Genomic DNA, 17,531 nt, shown 5'->3' with positions numbered 1-17,531 from the left:
CCAGTATGTAAGACCCCTTGAAGACGACGAGGTTGATAGGTTCGGGGTGGAAGCACAGCAATGTGTGTAGCTGACGAATACTAATCGGTCGAGGGCTTATCCTAAAAGGTTTGCTAATAGCAAACCTACATCGTAAGCATACGCTAAAAGGTTGTAAGTCAAACCTACATCGTAAGCATACGCTTAGGTTTGCATGGACCCATACATCCGGCAGACACAGTTAAAGAGGTTTTCAGCAAACCTAATCTTTCGTATCCAGTTTTCAGGGCGCAAATTCTGTTGAAGAACGTTGCCTAGTGCAGCCGATACAGCATGATTGCGAAGACATTTGGTTATGTCATTACCTGACTTTGTATGCGTCCCCGAACGCTGCAAGCGACAACTATTCGGGGGACAAGCGTGGCGGTGTAGCTCAGCTGGCTAGAGCGTACGGTTCATACCCGTGAGGTCGGGGGTTCGATCCCCTTCGCCGCTACCATTACCTTTCCTTATTGTAATATCCCGGAGGCTTAGCTCAGCTGGGAGAGCATCTGCCTTACAAGCAGAGGGTCGGCGGTTCGATCCCGTCAGCCTCCACCATATTTACTTATTCGGTTTTGTCCGAATCCACTTGGAGCTGTGGTGTAGTGGCCCAACATGCCTGCCTGTCACGCAGGAGACCGCGGGTTCGAATCCCGTCAGCTCCGCCATTTTTCTTTAAAGTAAGGCTCGGTAGCTCAGTCGGTAGAGCAGAGGACTGAAAATCCTCGTGTCGGCGGTTCGATTCCGTCCCGAGCCACCACTTTATTTTTCGTTATTGTGAAAAATAGGTAATAGCATGGAGGATTAGTGAAGTGGCTAAACACGGCAGACTGTAAATCTGCTCTCTCTGAGTTCGGTGGTTCGAATCCATCATCCTCCACCATTTCTTTACACAATTATGAGTCATTAGCTCAGTTGGTAGAGCACCTGACTTTTAATCAGGGTGTCGTAGGTTCGAATCCTACATGACTCATCATTTTTTTCTAATAACGAACTCGTAACCGGAGATCTTAGGATCTTCGGTTTTTTTGACTTTATCGGACTAAATAGAAAAGGTGTACGCTTGAACGCAATCTTAGTTGCTTCACGCGTACACCTTTATTTGTTTAATATTCGTCGTTATTTGCTGCGGAGAGAAAGCTCGCGAACCAATTCGTTAACCGTTTCCGTTAATCGCAGAGTCAGCTCTTCATTCAACTCGAATACAGGAGCTTCATTAGGCTCTTGTGTACGGTTAATTTGCGAGTCGACTGCGTAAACGCCGCTCACGTATAATTTAGCACCCATGGACGCTAACACCGGCTTAAGGGAGTAGTCAATGGAAAGAAGATGAGCAATAGTGCCGCCAATGAATAAAGGAGCGATAATTTTACCGTCCAAGCCCTTTTGCGGCAATAAATCCAGGAAGGTTTTTAATACGCCTGTATAAGAAGCTTTGTAAACGGGGCTTGCGATGATGACAGCGTCAGCCTCTTCGACTAATTTATTGGCTTCAATTATAGCTGGGCTGCCAAAACGAGCATGAATAAGATCTTCGGCCGGCAATGAAACGACCGTAATAAGATTGACCGAAAGCTCGTTCTCGATTAATTGCTGTTCAACGTACTGCGTGATCCCATTTAGGCGTGAAGAAGCATTCGGACTACCGGAAATAATAACGATATTAGGCATGTACAGCACTCCTCTTTCGCAATCAAATAGTGGCAGATTAATTATACATTAATCCGATAAGTGTACTTTGAATAAATCGTACCATGAATGATCCATTTCGGTCAAACAGGTATGAATTGTTTCTTGTATTTTATCGATATAAGGGAACAATGTATACATACGGTAATAAATAAAAAAAGGGGTAATTGCAATGATATACGGTTTAGCGGCATTGATTGGCTTTGCGATTGTGTTTGCAAGCGTACCACCGCTTCGGAAGCTTGCATTGCGCCATGGATTTGTGGACCGGCCCAATCAAAGGAAGATACATAATAAGCCGATTCCTCTAATGGGAGGAGCGGCTATTTTTGCCAGCTGCGTCATTGCGATGTTTATTTTTATCGGCTTTGCGCCGCTCACTTGGACAATCGTTACTGGGGGGACAATACTTGTTATCGTCGGTCTACTTGATGATGGCGCAAAGGCGAAAGGACGAGACTTTCCCGTATGGCCGCGCGTGATTCTCTATATGGGTGCTGCTTCTATCCCGACCTTGTTTCATATTGAAATAGCGGGTATCGCTAACCCCTTTACGGATCTATTTATTTCGTTTCCTGATTGGTTCTCGTGGCTGACGACGATGCTGTGGGTCTTTGGCTTAATTAATATGATCAATTTTATTGACGGTGTTGATGGACTTGCTTCAGGCGTCTGTACGTTGTCTGCACTTACGCTATTAACTGTGGCGCTTATAACGGGACAGCCAAGCACGGCTATTCTAGCTGTTATTGTTGCAGGTGCATGCTTCGGGTTTTTAGTGCATAATTTTTATCCCGCGCGTATTTTTATGGGCGATGCCGGGGCGACTTTTCTGGGATACACGTTAGCGGTCATTGCGGTTGACGGAACGTTTAAGAGAGCGACGTTCATCACGCTGCTTGTTCCGATGCTGGCGCTTGGACTGCCCATTTTCGACACTACTTATGTCATGCTGCGCAGGCTCATTAGCGGCAAGGGCTTGCACCGGGCAGACAAGCTGCATACCCATCATATATTGATGAAATGGGGGCTAAGCCAGGTACAAACGGTATCATTTCTTTACTTGATTGCGACGCTGTTCGCGCTGCTATCGATCATCCTTTTACTCGCATTAGGCTGAATTAGGCTGGCTCTTATGGTACAATGACGAAAAAAAGCGTTATTCTACATAGAAGTAGGAATAAGCTTTTTAAACCATTATCCTGCTTTTATGGAGCTGCTAAACGTAATTGCGTATCCTGAAAGAGGATGCACTCAGCCGCTAACGCTTGTGGAGATTGGAGATAGAGAAATGAGCACGACAGATTGGTTAAAGCCTCTGCAGCACATTTTGAACTGTCCGGTACATGCTGTTTCGAAATCGATAGCAGAGTGGAGCGATCTAGTAAGCAATGCTTCAGTGGTATGGCTAGGCGATGAAACGCTTTCTTCTTCCAATGAAGGACAGCGCGTTGAAAATGATGGGAAAACATGGATTGTCATCTCTTCTACTGAATATGAAATTGAACTATTAGAAATCGAGAGTCAGACACTGCAGGCAACCGAAAAAGAATTGATCAGCTGGACGCTCCAGCTTAATCGCGGAGCTTTGGCGGAGAAAAAGACAGCGTCGCTTTCTGAAACAGAAAGACAAGCACTTAAGCTAGGCGATTGGATACAGAAGCAGCTGGAGTCGAATGAGCCTGCCTATTCTTTACCGGATCATTTGACCGTCGGCAGCCGATTGTTCAATGAGATGATTCCATTCTTGCTCGTGACCGAACAGTCAGGGACGAAGCAAGCCACGTACACCGAGCTGGAGAAGCTGCTTCGCTCGTTTATGTCTGATGATGTACTGCTCATTCCGCTCAAAAGCCAGGAGTGGCTCATCTGGGGGTCGATGTCGTTATTGAAAGATGAGGATTCGGATGCATTCGACGAGCAGGAGGAAGAAACGCTGGAGGACAGCTTAGCTTCGATTGGGCTTGGACTTCACGAGATGCTTGCCAGCGAGTGGATCGGGGAATGCCATCTAGCAGTCGCTCATCCAACTTCACCAGCCAAGGGGATGGTCGAGACGACCATGCTTCTAAGGGAGACGGTTAATCTCGGCCGCAAATTTCATGTCGGAACGAGTATTCATTTGCCGTGGATGCTTCAACTGGAGCGTCTACTAAACGCGATTCCCGAGGTGCAGCGATCCAAATATTTGGAGCAATCGCTAAAAAGAGCCGATTTGTTCGTAGAGTCGGAAATGCTAAGCACGCTAGACACTTTTTTTACGCTAGATTGTAATGTTAGTGAAACAGCAAAGAAATTATACATTCATCGCAATACGCTATTATATCGTTTGGACAAGCTCAAACAGGAGACTGGACTTGATGTTCGCCAGTTTCGCGATGCCGTATTAGTCAAAATTATATTGCTATTGTACAAAGTTACGAAAAGAAATTAGTTTTTTTGTAAAGAATGTGCATAGTCACAGCTTCCCCAGTGGGATAAGATATAGGCATATCGAAATTTCTTTTTAGGGGGAAAATTATCATGGCAGGCGTACGTTTAGAAGGCATTTACAAAAAATACCCGGGTACTGACAAAGCATCGGTTACTGACGTTAACTTAGATATTAAAGACAAAGAGTTTCTCGTATTGGTCGGACCATCTGGTTGCGGTAAATCGACAACTCTTCGTATGATTGCAGGCCTTGAAGAAATTTCAGAAGGCAAATTGTTCATCGGCGACCGCCTTGTGAACGATGTTGCTCCTAAAGACCGCGACATCGCGATGGTATTCCAATCCTACGCGTTGTACCCGCACATGAACGTTTACCAAAACATGGCTTTCGGCCTTAAACTTCGTAAATTCAAAAAAGCAGACATCGACAAACGTGTTCGTGAAGCTGCTAAAATTCTAGATATCGAGCATTTGCTTGACCGTAAGCCAAAAGCACTTTCCGGTGGTCAACGTCAACGTGTCGCTCTAGGACGCGCAATCGTTCGTGAGCCGCAAGTATTCTTGATGGATGAGCCGCTTTCCAACTTGGACGCGAAACTTCGTGGACAAATGCGCGCGGAAATCAGCAAGCTTACTAAACGTCTTGAAACGACAACTATCTATGTAACGCATGACCAAATCGAAGCAATGACAATGGGTGACCGTATCGTTGTTATGAAAGACGGTTTCATTCAACAAACAGCTTCTCCTGAAGAGCTGTACAACCACCCTGTTAATATCTTCGTAGCTGGCTTCATCGGCGCTCCTTCGATGAACTTCATCAGCGGTTCCCTTACAGAGCAAGGCGGCGCGCTTCGCTTCAAAGCTAGCGGCGTTGACGTCGTTGTTCCAGAAGGCAAAGCAGCAGTGCTTCGCTCGAAAGGCTACATCGGCAAAGAAGTGATTCTTGGCATTCGTCCAGAGGATCTTCACGAAGAGCCAGTATTCTTGGAAGCTTCCCCGCAAACAATCGTGAACGCGAATGTTGAGGTTGCTGAGAACCTTGGTCACGAAATGTACCTATACCTGAACGGTATCGGCACTGACACAGTTATCGCTCGTGTTGACGGCCGCTCCGGTCTACGTGATGGCACAAGCGTTAAGCTTGCGCTTGACATGAACAAAGTGCATTTGTTCGACAAAGCAACTGAACTTAACATTTTCGAAGCTTAATAAATAGGATAGAAGAAGGACGATCGGATTATCCGGTCGTTCTTTTTTTGCGTTTAATCGAAAACCGTTTGAGCGCCCCGTCCGTCTAATAGAGAAAGGAAGCTGAAGGAAAAAGTGGCAGTCTTGGCACAGGGGGTGGAAGCATGAATAAAGAGGAGTTGGCTGAGGCAGCGATTAAAGGCGATGAAGAAGCTTTCCTGCAGCATGTTGAGCTGGATAAGCACCAAATGTATGGCATCGCCTATTCCTATATGAGGAATGAAGCGGATGCGCTGGAAGCAATTCAAGAGACGGTATGTCGGATTTGGGCGAAGCGGCGCGGTTTAAGAGAACCGAAATTTTTTACGACATGGTCGATTCGAATTTTAATACGCGTATGTATGGATGCAAGGAAGAAGCAGACGCGGGAGCGTCCGACTGAGGCTATAACGCAGCAGTATGGCAACGGCATGAAAGCAGACGATGTGGACGCAGCAGCACGGCTGGATATGGCTGCACAGGTGAAGCTGCTTCCAGCTAACTATCGGATGGTCATCGTATTAAAATATTACAGGGACATGACGATTACGGAAATTGCAGAGCTGCTCGAGAAGCCTGATGGGACGATTCGAACTTGGCTGAACAAAGGCTTGAAATGCTTAAGGGCGGATATGACAGAAATGAAGGAGGAGATATGGGATGAACGTGGAAAAGGAACCGGACTACGAGCTGGCCAGTCAAAAGCTGCGGAGTGACAAGGAGCAAATAGAGCTGGAGCTTGAGAAGCTGCCTGATCAACTGCTGGATGATGCGATCCGAAGAGGACTTGAGCAGGGGCGAAAACGAGCGGTACGCGGAAGAAGGAAGAGAATGAGTCTGAGTATAATGGCTTCCGCATTATGTATGTTTTTGCTGCTCACCGCGTTCGTGCGCGTATCTCCTGCTTTTGCGGGAATGCTGAAGGATATACCGGGATTCACCGGATATGTTGATTTCATTCAAGGTGACAAGTCGCTGCTGTCGGCTGTCGAAAATCATTTTTTTCAGCCCGTAAATCTCTCTGACGAGAGAAATGGCTACAAATTCACGGTAGAAGATATTTTGGCAGATGATCAACGATTAGTCATTTTGTATACGGCTGAAGGGCCTGGCATAAACAACAATACAGGTTTCCTAGATTTCGAATTAAAAACGAGCGATGGCGCCGATTTGATGGCTACTATAAGCTCATCGCATTTTCCAAGTGATGATGCCGAGGGCGATAGCGTCCCGGTACATGATTATTTGGATGTTTTATTGGGAGATGATGTTCCAATGCCTGAGAGCCTGCAATTCAGCTTATTGTTGGGTGATCAGTGGCTGAGGGTTGAGTTTCCGATTGAGCATGAACGGTTCGCGGGGATGCGGGAGGATATCTCTATCGAGCAGCCATTCGAGGTTGGTGGACAACGGTTTACGGTGAAGGATGCCATCATCACACCTCTTCAAATATCGCTATCCTTTGAAGCCGATCCGAGCAATAATTTGCGCGCCAATGACTTTATTAATCTAGCTCTAGTTGACGAGAAGGGCAGACGATATGAAACAAATTCGGGCCGTGGCGACCTCAACACCTCATTAACGCGTCATTTCAAGAGCAGCTATTTCGAGAGGCCAAAGAAGCTGACTTTAGTGGCTGACGGAGTGTATTTATCGGAATATCATTTAAGCTTAACGATTGACACGGATAAGATGGAGACGATATCCTCACCGCACAACAGATTTCTGTTAGCTAGTAAAGAGGAGATCCCGGAGGGGTATGAAATAAAGTTGGATTTGCTGGAATTAGATGAAATTGATAAGAAGTCAGGGTACACGCTGTTTGCGCATGGGGGGTCCTTTAAGGATGCGGCTGGCGTATCCTATCCGGTCTCGGATAAGCGCGGGGTGCAGTGGAATTTATTAGAGGATAAAGTAACCCATGTCTTTCAGATTCCAAAGGCAGACTACAAGCAGCCGTTGACGATCGACATCGAGCAGTTTCCCGGCTATGTATTGAAGCCAATAAGCATACCTATTCAGTAATGGAAAGGCGCTGGGCAGCGGAGGAAACGTTGCGTTCAGCGCCTTTTTCCTTTACGATGAAGACATTGGAAAATACCATACATACACACACAAGCAGTTGTCATATGAGGGAGGCCCTACGATGCCGAAAAAAGTGAAAGTATCTGAGCTCGTCAAACAATTTCAGCTCGAAATTATAGCTGGCGAGGACGGAATGAAGCGTGCCATTACGGTAGATGATTTGTATCGGCCAGGCCTTGAAATGGCCGGTTATTTCCATTACCATCCAAGCGAGCGGGTACAGCTGCTTGGCCGAACGGAAATATCGTTCTTGAATATGCTGGACAGCGAGGAACGCAAGGATCGAATGGTGCGTCTATGCAACGAGGACACGCCATGTATTATTTTGACCCGGGGACTGGAAGCGCCTCAGGAGCTCATCGAGCAATCGGGCCTGATGCAAATTCCGCTGCTGCGCAGCAATGTGGCAACGACTATTTTGTCCAGCAGAATTACTGACTTTCTGGAGAGAAAACTGGCGCCAACCGCGACGATTCATGGCGTTCTCGTTGACGTTTACGGCGTAGGCATGCTCATTACAGGCGGCAGCGGCATAGGCAAGAGCGAGACGGCGCTAGAGCTTGTCAAACGCGGACACCGGCTTGTGGCCGATGATGCGGTCGAGATCATGCAAACCTCAGACGCTCAGCTGCACGGCAGCGCGCCGGAGCTCATTCGTCACCTGCTTGAAATTAGAGGACTCGGGATCATTAACGTGATGACGCTGTTCGGTGCGGGCGCGGTACGCACGCAGAAGCGTATTGGACTAGTTATCAAGCTCGAAAATTGGCAGCAGGACAAGCAGTATGACCGCCTCGGTCTGGACGAAGAAACAACGCGCATTATCGACACGGATATTCCGCTCGTTACCGTGCCTGTACGTCCAGGTCGTAACTTAGCAGTCATTATCGAGGTTGCTGCGATGAACTTCCGTTTGAAGCGGATGGGCTACAACGCGGCGCTGCAATTTACGAATAAGCTGACGGAAACGATTGCCGATGATATGGACGAATACGATTGAACCTAAAGGGGATATAAAAGAATGAAGACATTGATACTAAATCCAATTGCCTTCACGTTAGGATCGATTGAAGTGCATTGGTATGGCATTATTTTGGGAACGGCTGCTTTAGTAGGCTTGCTGTTCGCTGTGCAGGAAGGGAAGCGATTCGGCATTAAGCCGGATTTGTTTATGGACTTGCTGCTGCTCGGCGTTCCTTCCGCCATTATTGGCGCGCGAATTTATTATGTCGCGTTCAAGTGGGAAGATTATAAAGGCAACTTTATTGATGTGTTCAAAATATGGAATGGAGGCATCGCGATTTATGGTGCCATTATCGGAGCCTTTATTTGCGGATTCTTCTACTTCCGCTACAAAGGCTATAACTTCTGGCGTCTGGTGGACATTTGTGTGCCCGGACTGCTTGCGGGCCAAATGATCGGACGCTGGGGCAACTTTATGAATCAGGAAGCTTACGGCGGAGAGGTTAGCGAGTCCTTCCTGCGCGAAACGCTGCATTTGCCATCTTTTATCGTTGATCAAATGCTCGTGCAAGGCGTATACCGCCATCCTGCCTTTTTGTATGAATCGATATGGAGCTTAGTCGGTATTATCATATTGCTTGTGCTGCGCCGCCAAAAGTTTTTGCGTGCGGGCGAGCTGATGGCAAGTTACTTTATCTGGTATTCCATTGGCCGTTTCTTCATTGAAGCGCTGCGTACGGACAGCTTGGCATTTATGGGACCAGCGTGGCTTGCTTCATTCATTAATGGACTATGGACGCCGATGGAAGTTCTATTTAAGCAAGGTTATCTAGATCCTTCATACGGCAATGTTAGAATCTCGCAGGTGTTTGCGTTGCTTCTCATTATTGGGGCTATTGTGCTCATTATTGTACGCCGCAAGACAGGCCTTGCATCAGCGCGTTATCTTGATCCGATTGCAACAACGAAGCCGGAGAGAAACGGCGGCTCGGATGCTGCAGCTAAATTGGAAGATGCGGCTACGGTTAAAGAGGAAGAAGCCGGCAAACGACAAGAGTAATTTTCAGGGAGGTCTTACGATGACGGGCAAAATCAAAACGATGCTGTTCGACTTGGACGGCACGATTATTGACACCAATGAGCTCATCATTCGCTCGTTCATAGAATCTTTGCAGGGCGTGACGCCGGAGGGCTTCGGCAGGGAGCATATCATCCCAAGCATGGGACAGCCGCTTACGGACCAAATGAAGCTTTTCTCAGGACTAGAGGATGTCACTCATCTTGTTGCAGCGTATCGCGAAGTTAATTTGCGGTTGCATGACGAGTATGTAAAAGCATTCGATTACGTCAACGAGGTTATCGAAAGACTGCATAAGCATGGGATTCAAATCGGGATCGTTACGACCAAAATGCGTCTGACGACTGAACGCGGTTTGAAATACACGGGATTGTTCGATTACGTGGATGCAATCGTCACGATTGACGATGTCGTCAATCCTAAGCCTCATGCCGAGCCTGTGAGCAAAGCGATTGGGCTGCTTGGAGCAGATCCGGCAACGACTATCATGGTCGGCGACAGTACGGTGGATATCGAATCCGCGATTGCAGCTGGTGCCATTGCGGTAGGCGTAGCTTGGTCACTTAAGGGCGAGCTGAAGCTCAAGGATGCCGGAGCGCATCATGTTATTCATGATATGCGCGATCTTTATTCATTTGTAGGATTGGAGCGGGAGACGCTTGCGCAAAGTTGATCGATATCCAGTGGAAGGACCAAATGCGCTGTGGCAGGTATATTCGACAGTAAGCCGATTGAAGTCGGTCCGTAATTTTATTTTTATCCAGCTTGCGCGTTACTGTCCGGTTCTTCCGCTCAAAAATTGGATTTACCGCCGTTTGCTCGGCATGAAGGTCGGAGAGCATACCGCTTTTGCGTTAATGGTGATGGTCGATGTCTTCTTTCCCGAACGTATTACGGTCGGCAATAATACGATTATTGGATATAATACAACGATTCTAACCCATGAATATTTGATCAAGGAGTATCGGCTCGGCAACGTGGTTATCGGCTCTCATGTCATGATCGGCGCAAATTCGACGATCCTTCCCGGCGTTACGATTGGTGATCATGCGGTAATAGCCGCGGGCTCAGTCGTTCATAAGGACGTGCCTGCTTATGCATTTGTAGGAGGCAATCCGATGCGGGAGATCAAGCGGAGCGAAGCGGCTGCGAGCGGCGAGATTGAAGAGAGCGTACGGAGCTTTTTAAACGAATAGCTGTCAAAAAAGCCTCGTCCAGACGCGTTCGTTTCGCTTCTGGGCGGGGTTTCTTTTTGGCATGCAGAGGGCTGTATTCGAGCTGCATTCGGGCCGCGTTCGGCTTGACGAATTTAAGCTTTTCATGCTAATATTACGATTAAACTCTTTAATTTGTTAGCATGGTAACATGGTATCGCTTTAAACTACTAAAGTAAATGAAGGTGATCATATATGTCCAAACCAAAAGTTTTTGAGAAGCCGACTGGCGTTAAAGATTATTTGCCTGGCGCGGTAGCGAAGCTAAGACACATAGAACGTCAGGTGCTGGCTTGCATGCAGGGCTGGGGCTATGAGCAAATTATTACACCTACGATGGAATATTACGATACGGTAGGCGTTGCCAGCTCCACGTCGGATCGGAAGCTGTTCAAGCTGCTCAACAATCGGGGTACGACGCTGGTGCTGCGCTCGGACATGACGGCGCCAATCGCTCGCGTTGTATCATCGTTATTGAAGCAAGCTGATTTCCCGCAGCGCTTGTCGTACCACTCGAACGTGTTCCGCGCTATTGAGGAAGAGGCAGGCCGCGAGGCGGAGTTTTTCCAAACGGGAGTAGAGCTCGTCGGCGACTCTTCGGCTGAAGCGGATGCGGAGGTCGTTGCTCTTGCGATTGCATCACTGAAAGCGGCTGGCGTTGAACGCTTCAAAATAGCGATTGGGCATGTCGGCTTCCTGAACGGACTCATGGAAGAATCTCTTCCAGGGCAAGTGGAAGCGCAGGAGCAGCTTAAGAGCTGCCTGCTTGGACGTGATTTTGTCGGTTACCGCCAGCAGCTGCGCGAGCTGTCTATTGATGAGTCGGTGCAGCAGGAGCTTGAAGGCATTTTGCGTTTGCGCGGCGGCCAAGAGATTTGTGATCAAGCATTGCAGCTAAGCGTGGATGATAACGCACGCTCATCGATTCGCCATCTCTGCGAAATTTGGGATGTGCTGAAGGCGTATGGCGTTTGCGAGCATGTGCTCATTGACCTGACGATGATTGGGGACTTCTCCTATTATACTGGCATGACGTTCGAAGGTTATGCAGCTGATCTCGGATTCCCGGTTGTGAGCGGCGGACGCTACGACAACCTGCTGGCTCAGTTCGGCAGACCAGCACCTGCAACGGGATTTGCGCTGAAGACGACGCGTATTTTGGAGCTGCTGGGTGATCAAGCGGAGATTGAAACGAAGCGTACGCTAGTTGTCTATGATACTGCGGGTCGCGGAGACGCGCTTGTCAAAGCGCAGGAGCTGCGCGCGCAGGGCGTTAGCGTTGTTACAGAGCGGTTCGATGAGAAGACCGGCGCTCTTATAGAAGGATTGAAATCGAAGGTGCAGAGCTCGTTTACGCATAAAGGCGTGAATTATACGGCTTTGCTGACGTTTAGCGGAAATGGAATTAAAGGAGGCAGCGCCACATGAGCGGAGAAACTAAAGATATATTGAAAGTGGCGATGCCGAAGGGTCGCATTTATAAGGTGGCGTCGAAGCTGTTCCGCGAGGCGGGGCTGCCGATTCCGAGTGATTTTGACGATACGCGCAAGCTGATCATTGAGCTGCCTGAGGTAGGCATGGAGTTTATTATGGCGAAGCCGGTCGACGTGCCGACCTACGTAGAATACGGTGTGGCGGATATCGGCATCGTCGGCAAAGACGTGCTCATGGAGGAAAATAAAGATGTCTATGAGCTGCTTGATCTTGGCATAGCCAAATGCCGCATGTCGGTTATAGGTATGCCCGATTGGAAGCCGACGATCAATCCTCGCGTTGCGACCAAGTATCCGAATGTAGCTTCCGCTTATTTCCGAGAGCTTGGTCAACAGGTTGAGGTGATTAAGCTGAATGGCTCAATCGAGCTTGCGCCGATGATCGGACTGGCGGATCGTATCGTCGATATGGTGGAAACGGGCCAAACGCTGCGCGAGAACGGGCTTGTGGAGATGGAATCGATCTTCGGCATTACGAGCCGCTTGATTGCAAATCGGGTAAGCTACCGGATGAAGAACGAGGCGATTCAGAGCTTGTGTGATCGGCTGCAGGTGACTTTGGCTGCGCGGGTTTAAGGGGCGAAAAGAATACGATTACGTGCTTGAGCTGGTGATCGGGGTGATCACACGCGGGGTTGAGAGCTGGATCGAGCAGCGATGAGCAACTGCGCTGTAGCCAGCGAATTGTCGATAAGAACCTATATCGAGTTTGAGTGAATGCGTGGCGAGTTAGTGCAGTCTCTCGGGGAGCTGGATCGAGTGACAGGGATGATCGACTGTGTTGTCGAGCTAGAACGAATAAGTGCGGGTAAGATACTGGGATGTTTGAGAACACATAGATGAGTAAGTCGAGTATTTGGAAGGAGCGGATGATATGCGCATTATGCGAGCGGAGCAGTTTGGATTAAAGCGCGAGGTGGAGTATGGAACACCGGAGCAAAATGAAGCGGCCTTGAAAATCGTCGCAGACGTAAAGGCCGAGGGAGACGCGGCGCTGCTGAGATATACGGAGCAGCATGACCGCGTTAAGCTGGATGCGGCGTCGCTGCGCGTGACGCAGGAGGAAATTCAGGCGGCGTATGCGCTTGTCGACGCCGACTTCCTCACGGCGATTCGCGAAGCAGCCGTGAATGTTCGGACATTCCACGAGAAGCAAATGCGGACCTCGTGGATGGACCTGCAGCAGGACGGAACGCTGCTCGGGCAAATTATGCGGCCGCTGAAGCGGGTCGGCGTATACGTGCCCGGAGGCAAGGCGGCTTATCCGTCGTCCGTGCTGATGAATGTGATTCCGGCACAGGTAGCCGGCGTGCCGGAGATCGTCATGGTGACGCCGCCTGCAACCGGCGGCACTGCGGGCATCGACCCGTATATTCTCGTTGCCGCCGCGGAAGCGGGCGTCAAGGAGATGTACCGGGTCGGCGGAGCTCAAGCCATTGCCGCGCTTGCGTACGGCACGGCCAGCATTGCTCCGGTCGACAAAATTTGCGGACCGGGCAACATTTACGTGGCGCTGGCGAAGCGCGCCGTATTCGGTGCCGTCGATATCGATAGCATCGCCGGGCCAAGTGAAATCGTCGTGCTTGCTGACGATTCAGCTGATCCCGCGTACGTAGCCGCGGATCTATTGTCGCAGGCAGAGCACGATGAAATGGCGTCGGCGATACTGGTTACGCCGTCGCAGCAGCTTGCGGAGGCGGTTGCAGTGGAGGTGGAGCGCCAGCTGTCCACGCTGCCGCGACAAGACATTGCCCGCAGCTCCATAGACAGCTACGGGGCAGTGCTGCTCGTCGATTCGCTTGAAGCGGGAATCGACGTTGTCAATCAGCTGGCACCTGAGCATCTTGAGGTGCTGACGGTTGATCCAATGCGTCTGCTCGGCTACATTCAGAACGCGGGTGCTATTTTCCTCGGGCCTTACAGCTCGGAGCCTGTAGGAGATTATTTTGCAGGGCCGAATCACATCATTCCGACAAACGGCACGGCACGCTTCTCCTCGCCGGTCAACGTGGATGATTTCTTGAAGAAATCAAGCCTGATCTACTATAGCAAAGAAGCGCTGCTTGCCAATGGTGAAAAAATCATGACGCTTGCTCGCCATGAGGGACTCGAAGGCCACGCTCGCGCAATTGAGATTCGTCTGGAGAAGGAACGGGAATAAACATCTCCTGATGAACTTCGGAACTGTTATATACGAAAATAAATTATAATATTGCGTTGCAGTGTTAATATGAAAGTAATCACTCTTGCGTCCAAAAGCCAGTGCGGATATTTGCTACTCTATGATATTCGCCGGAAGCTGCTGAGCATGGCTACGCTGCAGAAAGTGCAATAGAAACCTGACATGAATCATCGTTTGAGGAGCTACGTTGCAGAAATGCAGCAGAAACCGCCTCGAGTACGGGAGTTCGGATGGATAATGGGGATTCTGTTGCACAAACTGCAACGTAGCTCAGAAACGCAGCTAATCATAAACTTACGTTACACATAGCATAAGAGCTCCAACTAAGCTCCAACTAATCAGATAATTATTTTGCAGAACAGCAACAAAGCTAAAAAACAAACACATCCCAAGAAAGAAGGAATGAAAGTGTCGGAAAATCGGGTACGCGAGGCATCGGTGGCACGCAAGACGAACGAGACGGATATTAAGCTTACATTTGCAGTCGACGGAACAGGCGAAACAAAAATTGATACGGATGTGCCTTTCCTTAACCATATGCTTGATTTGTTTACGAAGCATGGCCAGTTCAATCTAGAAGTGGAAGCGCGCGGCGACATCGACATCGACGATCACCACACGGTGGAGGATATCGGTATTTGCATCGGCCAAACGCTTCGCGAAGCACTCGGCGACAAACGCGGCATTAAGCGTTACGCCAGCGTATTCGTACCTATGGATGAGGCGCTTGCACAGGTCATTATCGACGTCAGCAACCGTCCGCATTTTGAATATCGTGCAGAGTACCCTTCTACTCAGGTAGGCAGCTTCTCTACTGAGCTTGTTCATGAGTTTCTGTGGAAGCTGGCGCTTGAATCGCGCATTACGCTTCATGTCATCGTGCACTATGGCCAAAACACGCATCACATGATTGAAGCGGTGTTCAAGGCTCTTGGACGTGCGCTTGATGAAGCAACGAGCATTGATCCTCGCGTGCAAGGAGTGCCTTCTACGAAAGGAGTGCTGTAGCATGATCGCGATCATCGATTACGGCATGGGCAATCTGCACAGCGTAAGCAAGGCGGTTGAACGTCTTGGTTATGAGGCTGTTATTACGGATAATCCGGAAACGATCGCTGCAGCGGACGGCGCTATCCTTCCAGGCGTTGGCGCCTTTGGGGATGCGATGCAAAACCTGCGCGAAACGAAGTTGGATGAGGTAGCCAAAGCCTATGCAGCCTCCGGCAAACCGATGCTGGGCATTTGTCTTGGCATGCAGCTGCTCTTCAGCGAAAGCGACGAGTACGGTACGAACGAGGGTTTGAATCTGCTGCCGGGCAATGTTATTCGCTTCGCAGGCGGATACAAAATTCCGCATATGGGCTGGAACAAGCTTTCGTTCCTACAGGAGCAGTCGCCGTTATTCAACGGATTGACTGAGGGACATGTCTATTTCGTTCATTCGTTCCACGCGAAGCCGGAGCTAGAGGCCGACCTGCTTGCGACGACGGACTATTATCAGCAGGTGACGGCTATTGTCGGTCGCGGCAATGTATACGGCATGCAGTTCCACCCAGAGAAGAGCGGTGAGCTCGGCATGCAGCTGCTGGGCAATTTTCTTGCGCTTACAAGCAGCCAAGGCCAAAACGACTAGTTAATAAAAGGCAGACATATAGATGAGGCCCGACTAACGGGCATAAAGGAGAGGGCAACATGCTGGCGAAACGTATCATTCCGTGTCTGGACGTGAAGGATGGCCGCGTTGTGAAGGGCGTTAACTTCGTGAACCTGCGCGATGCGGGCGATCCCGTCGAGCTGGCGGCTACCTATGACCAAGAGGGCGCCGATGAGCTCGTATTTTTGGACATTTCGGCTTCCGTCGAGGGACGCGCAACAATGATTGAGGTCGTTAAGCGGACGGCTGGAGAAATTACGATACCCTTTACGGTGGGCGGCGGCATTTCCCATGTCGATGACATGAAGCGGCTGCTTCGCGCTGGAGCGGACAAGATCGGCATCAACACAGCAGCTGTATTGAACCCTTCCCTCGTCAAAGAAGGCTCACGGAAATTCGGCTCACAATGCATCGTAGTGGCAATTGACGCCAAGTTCAATGCGGAGTGGGGCGAGTGGGAGGTATACACGCACGGCGGACGCAAAACAACGGGCATCAAGGCGCTGGAGTGGACGCGTGAAGTAGAGCGTCTGGGCGCAGGTGAGATTTTGCTGACGAGCATGGATGCTGACGGAACGAAGGATGGCTTCGATATCAAGCTTACGCAGGCGGTATCGGATTCGCTTGGCATACCGGTTATCGCTTCTGGCGGAGCGGGTAGAGTCGAGCACTTCAACGATGTGTTCCAGCAGGCTCATGCGGATGCGGCGCTGGCGGCTACGATTTTTCACTATAAAGAAATGACGATCCGTGAAGTGAAGGATGATTTGCGGTTGAAGGGAGTAGAGGTACGATGACGGAAAACAACCAGAGCGAGCTTAGCTCAAAAATCAAATGGGATGATGCAGGGCTTGTGCCTGCCGTTGTGCAGGACGCGCAGAGCAAAGAAGTGCTGATGATGGCTTACATGAACAAGGAGTCGCTGCAGCTTTCCGTGGAATCCGGCGTAACGTGGTTTTGGAGCCGTTCGCGGGGCGAGCTTTGGAACAAAGGCGCGACAAGCGGCCATACGCAGCGCATCGTCTCGTTGGCTTACGACTGCGACGGCGACACACTGCTCGTTAAGGTAGAACAGAAGGGACCTGCTTGCCACACAGGACGTTATAGCTGCTTCTTTAATTCGGTTGAAGTGAGCGGCAATGCAGAAGCATCCTCAGAGGCTGCAGGCGCATCCAGTGACCGCTTCGCTACGCTGGGCCAGCTGGAGAGCGTCATTGCCGAGCGTTACGCAGAGCGCCCTGAGGGCTCTTATACGACCTACCTGTTCGACAAAGGGGTAGATAAGATTTTGAAAAAGGTTGGCGAGGAAGCGTCGGAGGTCATTATCGCAGCGAAAAATCAAGATAACGACGAGCTTCGCAGCGAGGTTGGCGATCTGATTTTCCACTTGATGGTATTGCTCCGCGAGCGCGGTCTGCCTTTTGATGATGTCATCAGCGAAATCAGCAGCCGCCATGGCAAGCCAACGACTAACAAAATGAGATAAATA

General features: G+C 49.6%; 17 protein-coding genes, 6 tRNA genes and 1 rRNA gene. 23 read left to right on the top strand and 1 reads right to left on the bottom strand.

Annotation, left to right across the window (positions count from 1 at the left end; translation table 11 throughout):
- The 7 genes from AC1TPC_RS17080 to AC1TPC_RS17050 all read left to right on the top strand — a co-directional run.
- A 23S ribosomal RNA gene (locus AC1TPC_RS17080) occupies positions 1-104 on the top strand; the annotation flags it as partial.
- Between the two features lie 297 nt (positions 105-401).
- Positions 402-478 (top strand) — tRNA-Met (locus tag AC1TPC_RS17075).
- Positions 479-503: 25 nt separating this feature from the next.
- Positions 504-579: transfer RNA gene (locus AC1TPC_RS17070), tRNA-Val, on the top strand.
- Positions 580-612: 33 nt separating this feature from the next.
- Positions 613-689: transfer RNA gene (locus AC1TPC_RS17065), tRNA-Asp, on the top strand.
- A gap of 16 nt (positions 690-705) precedes the next feature.
- Positions 706-781: transfer RNA gene (locus AC1TPC_RS17060), tRNA-Phe, on the top strand.
- A 38-nt stretch (positions 782-819) separates the two neighbouring features.
- A tRNA-Tyr gene (locus tag AC1TPC_RS17055) sits at positions 820-904 on the top strand.
- Between the two features lie 17 nt (positions 905-921).
- Positions 922-994: transfer RNA gene (locus AC1TPC_RS17050), tRNA-Lys, on the top strand.
- 146 nt (positions 995-1,140) lie between these two features.
- Here AC1TPC_RS17050 and ssuE read toward each other — a convergent pair.
- On the bottom strand, positions 1,141-1,692 hold the full coding sequence (gene ssuE / locus AC1TPC_RS17045) for an NADPH-dependent FMN reductase (RefSeq protein ID WP_482068009.1): 552 nt from the start codon (positions 1,690-1,692) through the stop codon (positions 1,141-1,143).
- Positions 1,693-1,882: 190 nt separating this feature from the next.
- Here ssuE and AC1TPC_RS17040 point away from each other — a divergent pair, with 190 nt between their 5' ends.
- The 16 genes from AC1TPC_RS17040 to hisIE all read left to right on the top strand — a co-directional run bounded on the left by AC1TPC_RS17040 (position 1,883) and on the right by hisIE (position 17,528).
- On the top strand, positions 1,883-2,830 hold the full coding sequence (locus AC1TPC_RS17040; protein WP_482068008.1) for a glycosyltransferase family 4 protein: 948 nt from the start codon (positions 1,883-1,885) through the stop codon (positions 2,828-2,830).
- Between the two features lie 171 nt (positions 2,831-3,001).
- Complete coding sequence (locus tag AC1TPC_RS17035; RefSeq protein WP_482068007.1) at positions 3,002-4,144, top strand: PucR family transcriptional regulator; 1,143 nt, start codon at positions 3,002-3,004, stop codon at positions 4,142-4,144.
- Between the two features lie 89 nt (positions 4,145-4,233).
- The gene (locus AC1TPC_RS17030) at positions 4,234-5,355 is read left to right on the top strand and encodes an ABC transporter ATP-binding protein (protein WP_482068006.1); all 1,122 of its coding nucleotides are present in this window, start codon (positions 4,234-4,236) and stop codon (positions 5,353-5,355) included.
- Between the two features lie 143 nt (positions 5,356-5,498).
- Complete coding sequence (locus AC1TPC_RS17025; protein WP_482068005.1) at positions 5,499-6,089, top strand: sigma-70 family RNA polymerase sigma factor; 591 nt, start codon at positions 5,499-5,501, stop codon at positions 6,087-6,089.
- Positions 6,034-7,398 (top strand): DUF4179 domain-containing protein, encoded by a 1,365-nt coding sequence (locus AC1TPC_RS17020; RefSeq protein ID WP_482068004.1) that lies wholly within the window; start codon positions 6,034-6,036, stop codon positions 7,396-7,398. Before AC1TPC_RS17025 ends, AC1TPC_RS17020 begins: the two co-directional genes overlap by 56 nt.
- 121 nt (positions 7,399-7,519) lie before the next feature.
- Positions 7,520-8,458, top strand: coding sequence for an HPr(Ser) kinase/phosphatase (hprK, locus tag AC1TPC_RS17015; protein ID WP_482068003.1), 939 nt, complete (start codon positions 7,520-7,522; stop codon positions 8,456-8,458).
- Between the two features lie 21 nt (positions 8,459-8,479).
- Positions 8,480-9,481, top strand: a complete 1,002-nt coding sequence (lgt, locus tag AC1TPC_RS17010) for a prolipoprotein diacylglyceryl transferase (RefSeq protein WP_482068002.1) — start codon at positions 8,480-8,482, stop codon at positions 9,479-9,481.
- A 19-nt stretch (positions 9,482-9,500) separates the two neighbouring features.
- Entirely contained in the window at positions 9,501-10,172 is a 672-nt protein-coding gene (gene ppaX, locus AC1TPC_RS17005; protein ID WP_482068001.1) for a pyrophosphatase PpaX, read from the top strand.
- Positions 10,159-10,695: an acyltransferase gene (locus AC1TPC_RS17000; RefSeq protein WP_482068000.1), complete on the top strand. Its 537-nt coding sequence runs from the start codon at positions 10,159-10,161 to the stop codon at positions 10,693-10,695. Before ppaX ends, AC1TPC_RS17000 begins: the two co-directional genes overlap by 14 nt.
- Before the next feature lie 213 nt (positions 10,696-10,908).
- Complete coding sequence (locus tag AC1TPC_RS16995; protein WP_482067999.1) at positions 10,909-12,141, top strand: ATP phosphoribosyltransferase regulatory subunit; 1,233 nt, start codon at positions 10,909-10,911, stop codon at positions 12,139-12,141.
- Positions 12,138-12,782, top strand: coding sequence for an ATP phosphoribosyltransferase (gene hisG / locus AC1TPC_RS16990; protein WP_482067998.1), 645 nt, complete (start codon positions 12,138-12,140; stop codon positions 12,780-12,782). The genes AC1TPC_RS16995 and hisG overlap by 4 nt, the downstream gene beginning before the upstream one ends.
- Positions 12,783-13,080: 298 nt before the next feature.
- The gene (hisD, locus tag AC1TPC_RS16985) at positions 13,081-14,367 is read left to right on the top strand and encodes a histidinol dehydrogenase (protein WP_482067997.1); all 1,287 of its coding nucleotides are present in this window, start codon (positions 13,081-13,083) and stop codon (positions 14,365-14,367) included.
- 429 nt (positions 14,368-14,796) lie between these two features.
- Complete coding sequence (gene hisB, locus AC1TPC_RS16980) at positions 14,797-15,396, top strand: imidazoleglycerol-phosphate dehydratase HisB (RefSeq protein WP_482067996.1); 600 nt, start codon at positions 14,797-14,799, stop codon at positions 15,394-15,396.
- Position 15,397: 1 nt separating this feature from the next.
- Complete coding sequence (hisH, locus tag AC1TPC_RS16975; RefSeq protein ID WP_482067995.1) at positions 15,398-16,021, top strand: imidazole glycerol phosphate synthase subunit HisH; 624 nt, start codon at positions 15,398-15,400, stop codon at positions 16,019-16,021.
- Between the two features lie 59 nt (positions 16,022-16,080).
- On the top strand, positions 16,081-16,839 hold the full coding sequence (gene hisF, locus AC1TPC_RS16970) for an imidazole glycerol phosphate synthase subunit HisF (protein WP_482067994.1): 759 nt from the start codon (positions 16,081-16,083) through the stop codon (positions 16,837-16,839).
- The gene (gene hisIE / locus AC1TPC_RS16965) at positions 16,836-17,528 is read left to right on the top strand and encodes a bifunctional phosphoribosyl-AMP cyclohydrolase/phosphoribosyl-ATP diphosphatase HisIE (protein ID WP_482067993.1); all 693 of its coding nucleotides are present in this window, start codon (positions 16,836-16,838) and stop codon (positions 17,526-17,528) included. The genes hisF and hisIE overlap by 4 nt, the downstream gene beginning before the upstream one ends.
- Positions 17,529-17,531: the final 3 nt, after the last annotated feature.

Source organism: Paenibacillus sp. Y280, from assembly GCF_056786335.1.
Note: the sequence above shows the minus strand (reverse complement) of the source record. Positions and strands in the feature narration are given on the sequence as shown.